Source organism: Amycolatopsis sp. NPDC104587, assembly GCF_055583645.1.
In genome coordinates this window covers 594504-610828 of the sequence record NZ_JBVJNO010000001.1, presented here as the reverse complement: position 1 = coordinate 610828, position 16325 = coordinate 594504, and the positions used below count along the sequence as shown (strand labels likewise).

The 16325-nt window shown below is 72.0% G+C and carries 15 protein-coding genes; 3 read left to right on the top strand and 12 right to left on the bottom strand.

What is annotated here, in order from left to right; translation table 11 throughout:
- The first annotated feature begins 75 nt into the window (after positions 1–75).
- Positions 76–3315: a GH92 family glycosyl hydrolase gene (locus ACZ61C_RS02995; RefSeq protein ID WP_465302173.1), complete on the top strand. Its 3240-nt coding sequence runs from the start codon at positions 76–78 to the stop codon at positions 3313–3315.
- Between the two features lie 335 nt (positions 3316–3650).
- On the opposite strand, the gene ACZ61C_RS02990 is transcribed toward ACZ61C_RS02995, so the two are convergent.
- The 5 genes from ACZ61C_RS02990 to ACZ61C_RS02970 form a co-directional block, all read right to left on the bottom strand.
- A complete protein-coding gene (locus tag ACZ61C_RS02990; RefSeq protein WP_465302764.1) occupies positions 3651–4595 on the bottom strand; it encodes an RNA polymerase subunit sigma-70 in 945 nt (314 codons plus the stop codon).
- 3 nt (positions 4596–4598) lie between these two features.
- A complete protein-coding gene (locus ACZ61C_RS02985; protein WP_465302171.1) occupies positions 4599–5147 on the bottom strand; it encodes a DUF4231 domain-containing protein in 549 nt (182 codons plus the stop codon).
- Positions 5148–5186: 39 nt separating this feature from the next.
- A complete protein-coding gene (locus ACZ61C_RS02980; protein WP_465302762.1) occupies positions 5187–6245 on the bottom strand; it encodes a glycosyltransferase in 1059 nt (352 codons plus the stop codon).
- A gap of 118 nt (positions 6246–6363) precedes the next feature.
- A complete protein-coding gene (locus ACZ61C_RS02975) occupies positions 6364–7839 on the bottom strand; it encodes a serine/threonine-protein kinase (RefSeq protein ID WP_465302169.1) in 1476 nt (491 codons plus the stop codon).
- Between the two features lie 135 nt (positions 7840–7974).
- Positions 7975–8775 carry an inositol monophosphatase family protein gene (locus tag ACZ61C_RS02970; protein WP_465302167.1) on the bottom strand — a complete coding sequence of 267 codons (801 nt, stop codon included), beginning with the start codon at positions 8773–8775 and terminating at the stop codon, positions 7975–7977.
- A gap of 29 nt (positions 8776–8804) precedes the next feature.
- Between ACZ61C_RS02970 and ACZ61C_RS02965 the strand changes: the two genes are divergently transcribed.
- A complete protein-coding gene (locus ACZ61C_RS02965) occupies positions 8805–9506 on the top strand; it encodes a creatininase family protein (RefSeq protein ID WP_465302165.1) in 702 nt (233 codons plus the stop codon).
- On the opposite strand, the gene ribA is transcribed toward ACZ61C_RS02965, so the two are convergent.
- From ribA to ACZ61C_RS02935, 6 genes are read right to left on the bottom strand one after another with little or no spacing between them, the layout of a single operon-like run.
- Positions 9492–10130, bottom strand: coding sequence for a GTP cyclohydrolase II (ribA, locus tag ACZ61C_RS02960; protein ID WP_465302163.1), 639 nt, complete (start codon positions 10128–10130; stop codon positions 9492–9494). The two genes, ACZ61C_RS02965 and ribA, sit on opposite strands and share 15 nt — an antisense overlap.
- A 13-nt stretch (positions 10131–10143) precedes the next feature.
- Positions 10144–11142 (bottom strand): lysylphosphatidylglycerol synthase transmembrane domain-containing protein, encoded by a 999-nt coding sequence (locus ACZ61C_RS02955; protein ID WP_465302161.1) that lies wholly within the window; start codon positions 11140–11142, stop codon positions 10144–10146.
- A complete protein-coding gene (locus ACZ61C_RS02950) occupies positions 11139–11963 on the bottom strand; it encodes a methyltransferase domain-containing protein (RefSeq protein ID WP_465302159.1) in 825 nt (274 codons plus the stop codon). Before ACZ61C_RS02950 ends, ACZ61C_RS02955 begins: the two co-directional genes overlap by 4 nt.
- The gene (locus tag ACZ61C_RS02945) at positions 11960–13027 is read right to left on the bottom strand and encodes a glycosyltransferase family 4 protein (RefSeq protein WP_465302157.1); all 1068 of its coding nucleotides are present in this window, start codon (positions 13025–13027) and stop codon (positions 11960–11962) included. The genes ACZ61C_RS02950 and ACZ61C_RS02945 overlap by 4 nt, the downstream gene beginning before the upstream one ends.
- Positions 13024–13422, bottom strand: coding sequence for a 6-pyruvoyl trahydropterin synthase family protein (locus ACZ61C_RS02940; RefSeq protein WP_465302155.1), 399 nt, complete (start codon positions 13420–13422; stop codon positions 13024–13026). Before ACZ61C_RS02940 ends, ACZ61C_RS02945 begins: the two co-directional genes overlap by 4 nt.
- 31 nt (positions 13423–13453) lie before the next feature.
- Positions 13454–14416 (bottom strand): zinc-dependent alcohol dehydrogenase, encoded by a 963-nt coding sequence (locus tag ACZ61C_RS02935; RefSeq protein WP_465302153.1) that lies wholly within the window; start codon positions 14414–14416, stop codon positions 13454–13456.
- Between the two features lie 77 nt (positions 14417–14493).
- On the opposite strand from ACZ61C_RS02935, the gene ACZ61C_RS02930 reads away from it, so the two are divergent.
- Positions 14494–15258, top strand: coding sequence for a CDP-alcohol phosphatidyltransferase family protein (locus ACZ61C_RS02930; RefSeq protein ID WP_465302151.1), 765 nt, complete (start codon positions 14494–14496; stop codon positions 15256–15258).
- A 105-nt stretch (positions 15259–15363) separates the two neighbouring features.
- Here ACZ61C_RS02930 and ligD read toward each other — a convergent pair whose 3' ends face one another.
- Complete coding sequence (ligD, locus tag ACZ61C_RS02925) at positions 15364–16320, bottom strand: non-homologous end-joining DNA ligase (protein WP_465302149.1); 957 nt, start codon at positions 16318–16320, stop codon at positions 15364–15366.
- Between the last annotated feature and the right edge of the window lie 5 nt (positions 16321–16325).

Sequence of the window (16325 nt, the reverse complement as noted above, 5' to 3'; positions counted from 1 at the left end):
AAGCTGCTGACCGAACCGAGGGCCTGACCAAAGGTCCGCTTCTGACAACGTTGTCATCTCCTGGGAGGTGCGCCCATGTGGTCGCAGAGCAGACGGTTGGCCGCCGCGGTGACCGTGGGGGTGGTCGTCACCGGGCTTGCGCCTGCGGTGGCGGCCGCCGCCCCGCAAAGCGCGGATCCGGTGAGCCTGGTCAACCCCTTCGTCGGCACGCAGAACTTCGGCAACACGTTCCCCGGCGCGAGCGCGCCGTTCGGAATGGTGCAGGTCAGCCCGGACACCGGTGGTCAGGGCGGCTACGACTACCTGCAGAACGCGATCTACGGCTTCAGCCAGACGCACCTGTCCGGCGTCGGCTGCGGGGTGATGGGCGAACTGCCGATCATGCCGACCACCGGGGCCGTCGACAACGTTGACAAAGACGCCTACAAGTCCGAGTACAGCCACGACGACGAGCACGCCGAGCCCGGCTACTACCGCGTCGGCCTCAAGAAGTACGGCGTGAACGCCGAGCTGACGGCGACCGCGCGCACCGGCTGGCAGCGCTACACCTTCCCCTCGACCGGGCAGGCGAACGTCCTGTTCAACACCGGTCAGGCCAACCAGTCGGTGAAGGACTCCGAGATCCACGTCGTCGGCGACCGGACGCTCGAAGGGCGGGTCAAGGCCGGCGGGTTCTGCGCCGGGCACGACGAGCACACCGTCTACTTCACCGCCACCTTCGACCGGCCGTTCAGCTCGTACGGCACCTGGCGCGGCTCGACGCGCACACCGGACAGCCGTGACGCCGCGGGCACCGGCGGCAACGGCGCCTGGGCGAGCTTCGACGCGTCCACCGACCACGACGTCGTCCTCAAGGTCGGCCTGTCCTACACCGGGCTCGACGGCGCCCGGAAGAACCTCGCGGCGGAGACCAAGGACTTCGACTTCGACGCCACGAAGACCGCGCTGCACCAGCAGTGGGCCGACCGGCTCGGCGCGATCAAGATCGGCGGCGGCACGACCGAGCGGCAGACGGCGTTCTACACCGCGCTCTACCACTCGCAGCTGCACCCGAACCTCGCCGGCGACACCGACGGCGCGTACACCGGCTTCGACGGCAAGGTCCACACCGCGAGTGGCTACACCCCGTACCAGAACTTCTCGCTCTGGGACACCTACCGCCCGCAGAACCAGCTGCTCGAAATGCTGGAACCACAGGTCGCGCGGGACGTCGCGCTGTCGGTCGTCGCGATCGGACGTGACGGCGGGTGGCTGCCGCGCTGGGCGCTGGCCGAGAGCGAAACCAACATCATGACCGGCGATCCCGTGACGCCGTTCCTCGTCGAGGCGTGGTCGAAGGGCCTGCTCGCCGGGCACGAAGAAGAGGCGTACGGGCTGCTCAAGAAGAACGCGACGAGCACGCCGCCCGCCGATTCGCCGTACAACGGGCGTTCCGGCGTCAACTACTACAACGACCGCGGGTACATCCCGAGCGGCCTCGTGCTCGGCAAGGACTGCGCGGCCAAGGGCGGTGACAACGACTGCGAGCACCCCGCGTCCGCGACGATGGAGTACTCGGCGGCCGACGCGGCGCTCGCGCTGATGGCCCGTGGGCTCGGCCACCAGGCCGACGCGCGGATGTTCGCCGACCGCGGCCAGTGGTACAAGAACCTCTGGGACTCCTCCACGCAGCAGTTCCGGCCGCGCACGACCGAGGGCACGTTCCTCACGCCGTACAACCCGGTCGACGCCGACCACCAGTTCCACGAGGGCGGCGCCTACCAGTACCAGTGGCTCGCGCCGCAGGACCCGGCCGGGCTCGTGTCGCTGATGGGCGGCAAGAAGACGACCGAGAAGCGGCTCGACTCCTTCTTCGCCTACGGCAACCTGCTGAAGGACCCGGCGGGCACCGCGCGCAACGACTGGATCTCCAGCCCGTACGACTACTACGGCAAGGCGACGTACAACCCGAACAACGAGCCCGACCTGCTCGCGCCGTACATGTACAACTGGGTCGGCGCGCCCGCTAAGACCGCGACCGTCGTCCGCGCGGCGATGACGCTGTTCACCACCGGCCCCGACGGCATGACCGGCAACGACGACCTCGGCACGATGTCCGCGTGGTACGTCTTCTCGTCGCTCGGGCTGTACCCGACGATGAGCGGCGCGAACTTCCTCGCCGTGTCGAGCCCGCAGTTCGAGTCGGCGACCGTCCGGATCGGACAGTACGGGCGTTCGCAGGGCGGCACGCTGACCGTGAACGCGCCGGGGGCTTCGGACGCGAACCGGTACGTCCAGAGCGTGTCGCTGAACGGCCGGGACGTCCGGCAGCCGTCGCTCGACTGGTCGGCCGTCGCGCACGGCGGTGTCCTGAACCACAAGCTCGGGTCGAAGCCCTCTTCGTGGGGAACCGGTTCCGAGCCGCCTTCGGTGAACAACGCCGTCGGTGACCTGCGGCGGCACGTCGACGCGTCGCTGCGGCAGACGTCCGTGGTGATCCCGGCGGGCGCGGCGCAGCAGGTGCACCTCGACCTGGACGTCCTCGCGCAGAACCCGCTCCTGCAGCCGGTGACGATCTCCGCGACCGCGCCGGCCGGGTGGAAGGTTCGCGCGGACCAGCTTCAGCTGGTCTGGTCGGGACGGCTGCCGGTGCAGAAGACGGTGCCGATCACGGTGACGGTGCCGGCCGGCGCCGCCGCCGGGACGTACCCGGTGCAGGTCAAGGTGTCCGGGCTGGGCGCGAACAGCGTTTCGCGGTCGGCGACGATCGAGGTGCGGACGCCGTCGGCGTGTGTGACCTCCGGGACGCAGTGCGCGGTCGACCTCGGCCGCGACTACAACCACGACGGCACGGCAACGGTTTCGGCGTCGACGGAGGGCAACTTCGACGGCGGCGGCTGGAGCTACGACGCGTCACTCCTCCCGGCGGCCGGCCCGGTGACCTGGGACGGCGTCACGTACGCGGCCCCGGACGCGTCGGGCACGGCGGCGAACTTCGTCGAAGCGCGCGGGCAGTCGCTGCTGCTCCCGGCGGGACAGCACACGGCGCTTCGGCTGGTCGGGTCGTCGCACAACGGACCGGTGACCACAACGCTGACGGCGCACTACACGGACGGCACGAGCGCCGACCTGGCCGCAACGTTCGGCGACTGGGCGGGCTCGGGTTCCCCGGTGGTGCTCGACATGCCGCACCGAATCAAGGCGGGCAGCGGCGTCGACGGCCCGCCGGTCCGACTGTTCGGCATCTCGGCCGCTTTGGACGGCGGCAAGACGCTGCAGTCGGTGAGCCTGCCGAACGACCCGCGAGTCGAGGTCTACGCGCTCACCCTGGCGTGATGGTTCGGTTCGCCGGGGTACCGGCGAACCGTTCCACCAGGTCAGGGAAGCGTTCCGTGATGATCCGCTACCCCGCGTAGCATGTTGACATGCATGTCCGCTGACATGGTGCCGGGGGCCTCCCCGGTCGGCGCGGGAATCGCTCGTCGCGTTCGCCAACACGCGGGGCGGCGGACCCTCCTCGCCCGCCCTCCGGCCCGGCGGCGAGCGAACCGCCGCGGAGAGGTACTGGCGGCTCTCGGCGACAGCGAAAGGTCGAGAGGAGAACGTCCGGAACCCCGCCACGAGGTACCGCCGCACCGGCCGGATCGCGCTCGACGAGTAGCCGGCCGCCTTCAGACGCGGCCGGCGAACCGTTCCACCAGGTCAGGGAAGCCGAAGACGGTGATCCGCGCAATGCCGCCGCCGGCGAGCGTCAGCACGGCGATGCCGTACGGCTCGCCGCGGTAGCGGGTCACCGCCGCGGGCTGGCCGTTCGCGCGGGTCGGGGTCATCTGCCAGTCACCCCGCGAGCCGATCACGTTCTTCAAGAACGCGACACACGTCCGCTTCCCCGCGAACCACGTCCGCGCCGGCACCGGCTCGATCACCGCGTCGTCGCGCAGGATCTGCTCCAGGGCCGCCAGGTCCGCGTTGACGAACGCGCTCATGTACCGCTCCAGCAACGCCCGCTGCTCCGGCTCGGTCGGCTCGGTCACGGCCGGGGCGTCGCCGAGGGTGGCGCGGGCGCGCTGGAGGGTGCTCTTCACCGCCGGGACCGTCGTGCCGAGCATCTCCGCGACCTCCGCCGCCGGGAACGCCAGGACCTCGCGCAGGATCAGCACCGCTCGCTGCCTCGGCGGGAGCAACTGCAGACCGGCGATCAGCGCGAGCCGGACGCCGTCGCGGGCCACCGCGATCGCCGCCGGGTCCGCCGACTCCGGGGTCACCAGCGCGTCCGGGATCGGCCGGGGCCAGCGGTCGCCGGGCTCGGCCGGGACCGGGGGCGCGTCCGGGTCGGTGGCGGGCGCGCCCAGCCCGGACGGCATCGGCCGGCGGCCGCGCTGCTCCAGCGCCGTCAGGCAGGCGTTCGTCGCGATCCGGTAGAGCCACGACCGCACCGACGCGCGGCCCTCGAAAGCGTCGAACGCCCGCCAGGCGCGCAGGTAGGTCTCCTGGACGACGTCCTCGGCCTCGTCGGGCGTGCCGAGCATGCGGTAGCAGTGGGCGAGCAGCTCACGCCGGTACGGCTCGAAATCCACGGTCACCTTCCTTCGACCGGCCGGGCGGGCAAAAGGAATCGGTCAGGACGGCCGGATTTCCGGCTGCGGCGCCCGGTCGTGCTTCCGGAACTCGACCCACCGGCGGCTCACATCGGCCCACAGGTCCTGCTGCTCTGTGTAGAAGCGATCGAGCCGATCCCGCCGGAGGTCTGAGGCGGGGGTGGTGACCAGGTAATAGTCCATGTCGTCGCGCAGCCGGTTCATCCGGTACTGCGTCTCTTCCATGAGCAGCCAGCGCGAGCGCCAGGTGAAGAAGGTCTCGAGGCCGGTCAGCACCGTGACCGCCGCGACCAGCGGCAGGGCGATCGAGGCGCGCAGGGGGATCTCGGGGATGCCGAGCACGATCGTGGACAGCGCGGTGAGGACCAGAGCGGAGATCCGCACCCGCGAAGCGGGCTCCTTGAAGCGCTTCTTCCGCGAATCGATCCAGTCGATGTCCGCGGAAACGAGGTCGCGGAAGCCGAGGAAGACATCTCGGAGGGGGAGGTCGGGCGCCCGCCCGGCCAGCTCCAGGAATCCGCGCTCGGAGGCGAGTTCGGTCGGCGACGAGGTCCGGTGTCGGGGCCACATCGCGTCAGGTTGGCGGAGCCGCGGCCGCCGCGGCAAGCCTCAGGCGACGATGCGGGGTTCCGACGCCAGCCGCGAGAGCACGTTCGTGAGCCGCCGGGCCGCGACGTCCCACTCCTCCAGCGCGCTGCCGCGGCCCAGCGCCGCCGTGCGCAGGGAGCGCCTCAGCTCCGGGTCCGCATACCAGCGGTGCAGCGCGTCGGCCAGTGCGAACGGGTCGTTCGGCTCGACGAGCAGGCCGGGCACCTCGCCGTCGGCGTCCACGCCGAGTGCGTCGTAGACCCCGCCGACCTCGGTCGCCAGCACCGGGATGCCCCGGGCCAGCGCCTGCGCGACGAACATCCCCGGGGTCGCCGCGCGAGCCGGGACGACCAGCAGGTCCGCGGCGTTGTACGCGGCGCCGAGGTCCACCGAGTCGCCGGCCAGCGTGATGCGGCCGCCCAGGCCGAGGCGTTCGATCGACCAGCCGAGCTCGTCGACGAACCCGGGGTCCGCCTCCAGCGACCCGGCGAAAACGCAGGACAGCGCCAGGTGGTCGATCTCGCCGAGGGCCTGGACCAGCAGGTCGTGGCCGTTGCGGCGGGTGACGTCCCCGACGCACAGCAGCCGCGACACGCCGTCGGCGCCGGCCGCGAGCGGGGCCGCGTCGGTGCCGGGCTTGGCGACGAACACACGGCCCGGGTCCAGGTCGTGACGGTCGATCAGCAGCCGGGCCAGCCACGGGCTGGTCGCGACGACCATGCCGGCCATCCGCAGCGTTTCGCGCTCACACGCGTCCAGCTCGGCGGCGTGCGCCGGGTCGAGGCCGGGCTCGTCGGCCAGGGCCTGGTGGACCAGCACGGCCAGGCGCAGCCGCCGCGCGTGCGGGACGACGATCTCCGGCACGCCCGAAGCGATCGTGCCGTCGAGCAGCACGACCGTCCGGTCCGGCAGGGCGGCCAGGGATCTCGCCAGCCGGCGCCGGGACGTCGCGTCCGGCTCCGGCCAGTCCCCGGCGATCGGCAGCTCCAGCACCGGCTGGCCGACGGCCGGGAGGTTCTGGCACATCCGCTTGTCGTAGGTGTCACTGCCCGGCGGCGCGGCCGGGAGGATGAACACCATCGGGTCGGCGGGCCTCATCGCACGCGCCCGAACAGGGTGGGAACGGACACGGCTACCTCCAGCGCGGGTCGACGGCGGTGACGGCTCATACGTCACACGCGCCCCGGCGCCGAACGGTTCAGTTCTGCGCGTCGATCATCCAAACACCGTTCACCTGGACCATGGTGAAGGTGTCGTTCTCGGCGTTGCCGCCGTCGTAGACGACGTGCGCCGTGACCCGGCCGGGCCCGGCTTCCTTGACGCTGGTCGCGGTCACGACCTTGTACCGGCCCCAGAAGCTCGTGTACTTCTCGTACGTCTGGCTCCGCGACGCCTTGAACTTCTCGGTGAGCAGCTTCCACGCCTCCGCGGGGTTGCCCGGCAGCAACGCGTAGTAAGCGGACAGCGCGTCCGCGGCGGACTTCGTCTGGGCGACGGACGAGACCGTCGGTGACGTGGTCGGCGGGGCCGACGACGAGGCCGGGGTGGGCGACGGCGTCGCGGACGGGGTCACGGAAGCAGACGTGGAGGGCACCGGCGAGGCCGGCGGGGCGGCGTTGTCCTGCGGGGGTCTCTGACGCACGACCAGCAGGATCGCGACGACGACCGCGACGCACAGCAGCGCCGCGCCCGCCCCGACGGCGATCATGCCCTTGCGCGCGCCCGGCGAGACCGCGCTGACCTGACCCGGCCCGGCCGGCACGGTGACCGCGGCGGGCACTGTCGGCATCAGCACGGGGGCGGGCGCGACGTCGGCGTCCGGGACCGTCGGCGCGAGCACCGACTCCCCCGGCTCGGCGTCGTTCAGCAGCGCGCGCAGCTCACGCTCGACCTCGTCCATCGACGGCCGCCCGGCCGGGTCGGTGGCGAGCATCCGCTCGAGCAGCGGGGTCAGCCGCTCCGCCTTGGCCGGCGGCTCGATCTCGCCGCTGGAGGCCTTGTAGAGCAAGGCGATCGGGTTGTCGGCCGTGCCGTACGGCGGCTGCCCCTCGACGGCGGCGTACAGCGTGGCGCCGAGGGAGAAGACGTCGGAGGCGAAGTCCGCGTCCTCGCCGCGGGCCACCTCCGGCGCGAGGTACGCGGGGGTGCCCGCGATCTCGCCGGTGGCCGTGAGCTTCACGTCACCGATCGCGCGGGAGATGCCGAAGTCGGTGATCTTCGCCGTGCCGTCGTCGGAGACGAGGATGTTGGCCGGCTTCACGTCGCGGTGCACGATCCCGGCGCGGTGCGCGCCGGCCAGCGCCGAGCTGATCTGCGCGCCGACGCGGATCGTGTCGTCGACCGAGACGGGTTCCTCGCCGATCACGACGGCGAGGCTCTTCGACGCCAGGTACTCCATCACCAGCCACGGCCGGTCCTCTTCTTCGAGGACGGCGAACACGGTGATCGCGTGGGAATGCTGCAACCGGGCGGCGATCCGCGCCTCGCGCATCGCGCGGTTCTTCGCTTCTTCGGTGCGGTGCTCGTCGTGGTCGTGCGGCAGCAGGAGTTCCTTGATCGCCACCGTGCGGTCGAGCCGTTCGTCCTGCGCGCGCCACACCGTGCCCATCGCGCCGCCGCCGATCGGCTCGATCAGCCGGTACCGATCGCGGATCCGGCGACTTTCCACGAGCATCCACCATTCTCCGAAGCGGCCGAGATCCGGTCAGCATGCCAGGCTCACGCGCCGACCGGTACCAACGTAACCGAAAACCTTGCGCGGACAGCGCAATCGCGCGCTGTGGCGCTGCCCACCGTGTACCCCGGAAGCTTAACGAACAACCCCGTACGCACGGTCAAGCGCATCCACGATCTCCTTGCGCAGCCCGGCGCCGACGGCGATCGTCGCCGACGAACCCACCGTGTGCTCGCTGCCGTCGCGGTCGACGACGGCCCCGCCGGCCTCGCGCACGAGCAGCACACCCGCCATGGTGTCCCACGGTTTGTTCGCCAGGATCAGTGCGGCGTCGAGCTTTCCGTCCGCGACCCAGGCGAGGTCGACCGCCGCGCTGCCGTACATCCTGATCTTCTGCGCCCGCGCGCCGAGATCGGACAGCAGCAGGAGCCGCGCGCGGTTCTTCTCGTCGGCGAGCTCGCCGATCGCGAAGTCACCGACGGCGATCATCGCGTCGGACATTTCCGTCGCCGTCGAAGCGGCGATCCGCTTTCCGTTCGCGAAGGCGCCTTCCCCGCGTGAAGCCGTATACGTGACGTCGAGGTACGGCAGCGTGATCGCGGCGACCGTGCTGTGCTCACCGTCCACCAGGGCCAGGGAAATACCGCAGAGCGGAATTCCGCGGGCGAAGTTCGCCGTCCCGTCGATGGGGTCGAGGGCCCACCAGCGCCCGCCGCCGTCGCCGCTGCGGCCGCGCTCCTCGCCGAGGATCCCGATCTCCGGCGTCTCGGCCGCGAGGAACTCGCGCAGCGCGTCCTCGACCGCCATGTCGACGTCGGTCACCAGGTCACGATCGCCTTTGGCGGAAACGGAAAAACTCGGGCGCGACCGGATGATCGCGGTCGCCTTCGCCACGGCTTCGCGCGCGACGTCGAGTAGTGCGGCATGCTCGCTCATGGACTCCAACCTAGTGAAGGGACGTGCGCATGACCGACCTCTTCCCGCTCGCGACCACCGAAGACGAGCGGCGGCGGGGCGCGGCGGTCGCGGTGCTGCCGGTCGGCAGCTTCGAGCAGCACGGCGCGCACCTCCCCCTGGTGACCGACACGGTGATCGCGGCGACCCTCGCGAAAGCCGTCGCCGAGGCCTACCCCGTCCTCCACCTGCCGCCGCTGCCGATCTCCTGCTCCCAGGAGCACGCCGCGTGGGCCGGCACCGTGAGCGTCTCGGCGCGCACGTTGCACGCGGTGGTCACCGACGTCGCCGCCTCGCTGAAGGCGTCCGGGATCGACCGGCTCGTGCTGGTCAACGGGCACGGCGGCAACTACGTACTGTCCAATGTGGTCCAGGAGGCGGGCGGGTCGATGGCCCTGTTCCCGGGGGTCGCGGACTGGCAGGCGGCGCACACGGCGGCCGGCCTGCGCACGTCGCTGGACGACGACATGCACGCGGGCGAGCTGGAGACGTCGATCCTGCTGCACGCGCACCCGCACCTGGTGACCCCCGGCTACGAGACGGCCGACCACGTCACCGGCCGGGACCACCTGCTGACGCTGGGCCTGCGGGCGTACACGGAGTCGGGGGTGGTCGGCCGTCCTTCGCTGGCGAGCGCCGCGAAGGGGCACGTCGTGCTGGACACGCTGGTCCAGCGCTTCGCCGAAGTGCTGGCGGTGCTAGGCGCCGGATAGGTGCGGGAGCAGGTGGTCCATCCGCTCGGCCTTCGTCCGGAGGTAGCGCAGGCTCTCCGGGTTCGGCGGAACCAGCAGCGGAACCTGCTCGCTGATCCGGATTCCGTAGCGGGTGAGCTGTTCGACCTTCTGCGGGTTGTTCGACAGCAGCCGCACCGACCGGACCCCCAGGTCCTGCAGGATGCCCGCAGCCGCGTGGTAGTCGCGGGCGTCGACCGGCAGGCCGAGCGCCACGTTCGCGTCCACCGTGTCGAGGCCCTCGTCCTGCAGCCGCATCGCCTTGAGCTTCGCGAGCAGGCCAATCCCGCGGCCCTCGTGGCCCTGGACGTACACCAGCACGCCCGAGCCCTCTTCGACGATCCGCTCGAGCGCCGCCGCCAGCTGGTCGCCGCATTCGCAGTGCGTCGAGCCGAAGACGTCGCCGGTCAGGCACTCGCTGTGCACGCGGGTCAGCGTCCCCAGCTCGGTGATCTCGCCGTGGACCAGGGCGACCTGCTCGGTGCCGGCGCGGTCGAGGTACCCGACCGCGCGGAAGACCCCGTGCCGGGTCGGCAGCCGGGTGTCGACCACCCGCTCGACCACGGGCCGGTGCGGCAGGTCCCCGACGATTTCGCTTGCGGTCATGCCTTCCACCTCTCTAACCCCGCACTTTCACGTGAAAGTGCGGGGTTGGTCGTGCGGAGCTTTCATGTGAAAGCTCCGTCCGGCGCATCGCGGCGACACTCCGGACGAGCAGGACACCGGCGCCGGGAAGGCTCGCGACGAGCGTGAGCACGCCGTAGACCACGGCGACGGTGACGCCTTGGGCGGCGCCCAGACCGGCCGCGCCGAAGAGCAGGGCGCAGACGCCCTCGCGCGGGCCGAAGCCGCCGACGTTGAGCGGGAGACCCATCGCGAGCAGCGCGAGGATCATCAGGGGCACGAGCTGCCCCACCGGCGCGTCGACCCCGGCGACGCGGGCGGCGACGACGAACAGCGCCAGGTGCCCGGCCAGCGTCGCGACCGAAAAGAAGCCCACGCCGGGCCAGGTCTCCCGGGTGAACAGGCCCAGCCGCAGGTCGGCGAGGGTGACGGCGAAGCCGCGGCGGACCTTCGACCCGCTGTGGATCCAGCGCCCGCCGAACAGCCGGCCGGCGACCAGCGCGGTGACGGTGGCCAGCACGACGACGATCCCGGCGATGGTGACGACCTCGCGGAACGCGCCCGGGACGACCTCCGGCGCGGCCAGCACGACGGCGACCGCGGACGCGATCAGCACGAGCTGCCCGGCGGTGCGCTCCAGGACGACGGCGCGCACGCCGCGCGGCACGTCCCCCGAGTCGCGGCCGTGCTGCACCGCGCGGTGGACGTCACCGAGCACACCCGCGGGCAGCACGCCGTTGAGGAACAGCGCGCGGTAGTAGTCCGCGACGGCGGTGCGCAGGGAAAGCCGCAGGCCGAGGCGGGTGGCGACGATCTGCCAGCGGCCCGCGCTGAACAACGTCGTCGCGAAGCCGATGCCGAGCGCGGCCAGCACGCCGACGGTGTCGATCCGGCTCAAGCCGTCGAGGAAGGCGCCGCTGCCGAGCTGCCAGACGAGCACCCCGAGGATCGCGAACGCGCCGAGGACGCGCAGCCACGCGAACAAGCGCTTCACGCCGCCACCTCCAGGCTCGGCGGCAGGACCAGCAGGTCGCCGTGGTGGATCACCGCGTGCAGCTCGCCGGCCGCCGCCATTTCCCGCCGTCGCTGCAGGTAGACGTCGGCGGCCGGGCGCAGCTCCGGCAGCTGCTCGACGGCGGCGCCGACCCAGCCTTCGAGCCACTGCCGCTGCAGTTCGGCCTGGTCCGGTCCGAGCCGCCACGCGCTCTCGGCGCGGACGACGGTAGCGCCGAGCCGGCCGAACGCGGTCGCGGCGACGTCCACCGCGGTGGGGCCGAGCAGCCGGCGCCCGCCGGTGAGGCGGCGCTGGTGGGCGTTGAACGACGCGGAGACGGTGGGGTCGAGCGGGTCGGCGGGCGAGAGCTCCACCCGGCCGGTGACCGAGAGCATCAGCAGCGCCGCGCAGCCCGCTTCGACGATCGCCGTGGCCAGCGTCGTGACCTCGTCCCTGGTCAGCAGGTCGAGCAGCGCCGACGCGGTGACCAGCGACGTCCCGGCGAGGTCCGCGGCGCGCAGCGCGGTGACGTCCCGCTGCTCGGTTTCGACGTCGACCGGGCTGCCGTCGAGCGCAGTGGCCGGCAGGGTGGCCCGGGCGTGCGCGAGCAGTTCGCTGTCGTGGTCGTGCAGGATCCAGTGCTGCGTGCCCGGCAGCCGGGCGGCCAGCCAGCGGCCGAGCGAGCCGGTGCCGCAGCCGAGGTCGCGCACGACGAAGTCGGCCGGCAGGAAGTCGCGCAGCGGGTCCAGCAGCTGCGGCGCGCGGGCCGCGGCGTCGGCGGGTTCCCGCAGGTAGAGCCAGTCCGGGGCGAAAGCGGTCATGCCGCCGCCTCCTGCCGCTGCAGGATCTCGGCGATCCGGCGGGCAGTGTCGTCCCAGCCGGTCAGGGTCTCGCGGCGCAGCTTCGCCGACGCGCGCAGCCGCGTCCGCAGGGCCGGCTCGGTCAGCCAGCGGCGCAGGGCCGCGCCGAGCGCGGCGACGTCGTCACCGGGCACGAGCATGCCGGGCACCGAGCCGTCCGGCGCGACGCCGACGGTGTCCGGCAGCGCGTCGACGTCGGTGGTCAGCACCGGCACGCCGTGGGCGAGGGCTTCGGTGACGACCATGCCGAAGGTCTCGGCGCGCGAAGGCAGCACGAGCAGGTCGGCGGTGTGGTAGGTCGCGGCCAGCGCCGCGCCGGTGCGCGGGCCGGTGAGCGTGAAGCGGGCGCCGAGCCGGTGCTCGCGCAGCCGCTCGACGTACTTGGTCTCACGGCGGATCCCGCCGACACATTCGCAGGTCCAGCGCAGGTCGGCGACGGTTTCGAGGGCCTGGGCGAGCACTCCCTGGCCCTTGCGCGGGGTCACGTTGGCCACGCAGACCAGGCGGGACACCCCGTCGGTGCCGATGGCCGGCGGCACGGGGTCGACCCCCGGCGGCACGGCGTGGACGCGGTGCGGCGCGAGGCCGTGGTGGCCGATCAGCCGGCGCGCGGCCCACTCGCTGGTCGCCACGACCGAGCCCACCGCCTTGAGCGTCTCGCGCTCGAGGGCGTCGAGCTCGGCGGCGAGCGCGGGCGGCAGGCCGGTCTCGTCGGCCAGCGGCAGGTGCACCAGGACCGAGAGCGACAGCCGGCGCGCCTGCGGGACGATCACCTCGGGGACACCGCACGCGACCAGGCCGTCGAGCAGCACCGCGGACCCGGTCGGCAGCGCCGAGAGCAGGTGCCCGAGCACCGCGCGGGCCTCGGTGTCCGGCCGCGGCCAGCTGCCGGAGACGGCGATCTCGTGCACGTCGAGGCCGGCTTCGGTCAGCCGGTCGCACATCCGGCGGTCGTAGGTGTTGCCGCCGCTCGGGACCGACGCGTCGTCGATGTCCCCGGGGAGGACCACGTAAAGGCTGTTCACAGCGCACGCTCGTAACTCGCCCAGGCGACGTGCGATTCCTTCAGCGAGACGGCGATGCCTTCGAGGCCGCGTGCGCCTTCGCCGAGGCGTCCGGCGTGGACGCCGTCGGCGAGGCGGTCGGCGATGACCTTCGCGAGGAACTCGGTCGAGGTGTTGATGCCCTTGAACACCGGCTCGTCGTCGAGGTTGCGGTAGTTCAGGTCGCTCAGCACCGCCCCGAGCTCTTCCGTGGCCTTGCCGATGTCGACGACGATGTTGTCTTCGTCGAGGTCGGTGCGGCGGAAGGTGGCATCCACCACGAAGGTCGCGCCGTGCAGGCGTTGCGCGGGTCCGAAGACCTCCCCGCGGAAGCTGTGGGCGACCATCACGTGGTCACGGACGGTGATGCTGAACACCAAGACCTCCGATGCGTTCGGGTGGACGTGGTCACTGCGGCTGATACATGACACGGAGGCAGAGGGCGGAAAGTTCATTCGCGGCCAACCGGGGTAACACGGACGGAAGGTCTTCAAACTCGCACTCGGCGCTGACCAGTGCTTCGAACGCCGGATCGGCGAGCAGCTCCAGGGCGACGCCGAGCCGCTGGGCGTAACTGCGGTCCGGACGCGCGACCGTCCCGACCTGGCTGCTGCGGATCGTCAGCCGCCGTGAATGGAAGTTCTCGCCGAGCGGCACGCTCACCTTTCGGTCGCCGTACCAGGACAGCTCGACGACCTCGCCTTCCGGCGCGAGCAGTTCGAGGGCCTTGGTGAGCCCGGCTTCACTGGCGCTCGCGTGCACCACGAGGTCACAGTCGGTTTCCGCGGCTTCGGGGGTCGAGAAGCCGACGCCGAGGGCTTCGGCGGTCTCGGCTTTCGCCGGGTCGACGTCGATCAGCTGCACCCGCGTGGCCGGGAAGCCGCTGAGGAGTTTCGCGACGCTGCAGCCGACCATGCCGGCGCCGATCACGGCGATGCGGTCGCCGAGCCGCGGCCGCGCGTCCCAGACGGCGTTGACCGCGGTCTCGACGGTGCCGGCGAGGATCGCGCGGCTCGCCGGGACCGCGTCGGGCACCAGCGTCACGGCGGTCGCGGGGACGACGTACGCGGTCTGGTGCGGGTAGAGGCAGAAGACCGTCTTGCCTACGAGGTCATCCGGGCCGGCTTCGACCACCCCGACGTTGAGGTAGCCGTACTTGACCGGCCTGGGGAAGTCGCCCTCCTGGAACGGCGCGCGCATGACGTCGTGCTGGCTCGCCGGGACCCCGCCGCGGAAGACGAGGGTTTCGGTCCCGCGGGAGACGCCGGAGAAGAGCGTGCGGACGCGGACTTCACCGTGTTCCGGCTCACGCAGCGTCACCGGCCGGAGCGCGCCTTCGTCGGGACTTTGAACCCAGAAAGCCTGTTCCACGTGTTCTCCCTTGCAGGCGACCGGAGGCTGTGTCGCCGCCACCCTATGAGCAGCCGTGCCGATTCACGGAGTTAAAGATGATCAAGAACGGACTTCTCCTGCGCTCGGCGGTCCCGGCGTGGGCGCTCGCCGCCGGGGCCGGGTTCCTTTCCCCGCTCGCCTGGACGACCGGGGCCGTGTACGGCGTCGCGCTGGTGCTGCTGACGGGCTGGGGCCTGCGGCAGAGCGGCCGCGGCAAGTTCGGGCCGGCGGACTGGATCACGTTCGCCCGGGCGGTCCTGGTCGGCTGCGCGGCCGAGCTCATCGCCGACGGCGGGCACCCGCTCTGGCTCCTGGTCGGGCTGACCGCGGTGGCACTGGCGATGGACGGCTTCGACGGCCAGGTCGCCCGCCGCACGGGAACGGCGTCCGAGTTCGGCGCGCGCTTCGACATGGAGGTCGACGCGTTCCTGATCCTGCTGCTCTGCCTTCAGGTGTCCCGCACGCTGGGGCTGTGGGTGCTGGCGATCGGCCTGATGCGGTACGCGTTCGTCGCGGTGTCGTGGGCGCTGCCGTGGCTGACCGCGCCGCTGTACCCGAGCATGGCCCGCAAGACGGTGGCGGCCGTCCAGGGTGTGGTCCTGGTGGTCGCGGTGTCCGGGCTGCTGCCTTCGGCTCTGGATTTCGCCTTCGTGGCGGCGGCGCTGGCCGCGCTGGTGTGGTCGTTCGGCCGCGACGTCGGGTGGCTGGCCCGGCACCGCGTCCGGCAGGCGCCGGGCCGGATCGTCGAGCTGAGCCGCGCGACGCTGCGGCGTTCGCCCGGCGCCGGAACCGCGCGGCACGGCCACAACCAGGCGGCATAGCGGGCCCCGGCCCCAGCGCCCCAATGTGGCCTTCGGTGCGTTGAACGCACCCAATGTGGCCTTCGGTGCGTTGAACGCAACCAAGGCCACATTGGGGCGCTGGGCTCAGTCCGCTTCGCGCGCCTCCCGGGCCCGTCGCTTGCCTTCGTGCATCGCCACCACCCGGGCGATCGGGATCGTGTGGCCCTCCGCCACCAGGTCCTCCGGCAGCACGAACGGCTCCGGCATCTCGTCGGTCCACGGGTCGCCGTCGGCGAGGAGGTCCGTCGCCGTGTGGACCGTGAAGTCGGCCGGCTTGACGCCCTCGAGGTCGGCCCAGCGGACCGGGAACGACACCGGGACGCCCGGGCGGTGGCGGGGGCTGTAGACCGACACCACCGTCGCGCCGCCCGCGCGGGTCGAGTCCAGGAACACCTTGCCCTCGCGGCGTTCCTTCACGAACTCCGTCGTCCCGCGGGACGGGTCGATCCGCTCGGCGCGGGCCGTGAGCGCGCGGGTCGCCGCCGCGATGTCCTCGGTCGACTGGCCCGGCGCCAGCGGCACGAACACGTGGAGTCCCTTCGAACCGCTGGTCTTCACCGCGCCGTCCAGGCCGTCGTTGCGCAACGCCTCCCGCACCAGCTGCGCGGCCGCGATGGCCAGCGAGAACGCGCCGTCCTCGGGCGGGTCGAGGTCGAGGATCAGGTGCGTCGGGCCGTTCTCGGGCTCACCGCGGTACAGCGCCGTGTGGTACTCGATCGCCCGCTGGTTGCCGAACCACACCAGCGTGCGCAGGTCGTTGCACAGCGCGTACGACACGTCCCGCTTGGACGAGTACGACCACATCGTGGTCCGCTCGACCCAGTCCGGGGTGTACTTCGGCAGGTTCTTCTGCATGAACGGCCCTTGCCCGCGCAGCACCCGCAGCACGGTCAGCGGCCGGTCGCGCAGCTCCGGCAGCATCCGGTCGGCGACGGCTTCGAGGTAGTCGAGCAGCTCGCGCTTGGTGACTCCGGCGTCGGCGAAGATTTCCTGGTCGAGGCTGCTCAGTTTGACGCCGTGGCGCTGTTCGTCGCTGCTCATCGGCC

Excerpts from the sequence above, each read along its gene's own strand:
- ACZ61C_RS02995 (WP_465302173.1), top strand. The coding sequence starts at position 76 with ATGTGGTCGCAGAGCAGACGGTTGGCCGCCGCGGTGACCGTGGGGGTG.
- ACZ61C_RS02975 (WP_465302169.1), bottom strand. The coding sequence starts at position 7,839 with ATGCTCGTGGAAAGTCGCCGGATCCGCGATCGGTACCGGCTGATCGAG.
- ribA (WP_465302163.1), bottom strand. The coding sequence starts at position 10,130 with ATGACCGCAAGCGAAATCGTCGGGGACCTGCCGCACCGGCCCGTGGTC.
- ACZ61C_RS02950 (WP_465302159.1), bottom strand. The coding sequence starts at position 11,963 with ATGACCGCTTTCGCCCCGGACTGGCTCTACCTGCGGGAACCCGCCGAC.
- ACZ61C_RS02965 (WP_465302165.1), top strand. The coding sequence starts at position 8,805 with ATGACCGACCTCTTCCCGCTCGCGACCACCGAAGACGAGCGGCGGCGG.
- ACZ61C_RS02970 (WP_465302167.1), bottom strand. The coding sequence starts at position 8,775 with ATGAGCGAGCATGCCGCACTACTCGACGTCGCGCGCGAAGCCGTGGCG.
- ACZ61C_RS02980 (WP_465302762.1), bottom strand. The coding sequence starts at position 6,245 with ATGGTGTTCATCCTCCCGGCCGCGCCGCCGGGCAGTGACACCTACGAC.
- ACZ61C_RS02985 (WP_465302171.1), bottom strand. The coding sequence starts at position 5,147 with ATGTGGCCCCGACACCGGACCTCGTCGCCGACCGAACTCGCCTCCGAG.
- ACZ61C_RS02930 (WP_465302151.1), top strand. The coding sequence starts at position 14,494 with ATGATCAAGAACGGACTTCTCCTGCGCTCGGCGGTCCCGGCGTGGGCG.
- ligD (WP_465302149.1), bottom strand. The coding sequence starts at position 16,320 with ATGAGCAGCGACGAACAGCGCCACGGCGTCAAACTGAGCAGCCTCGAC.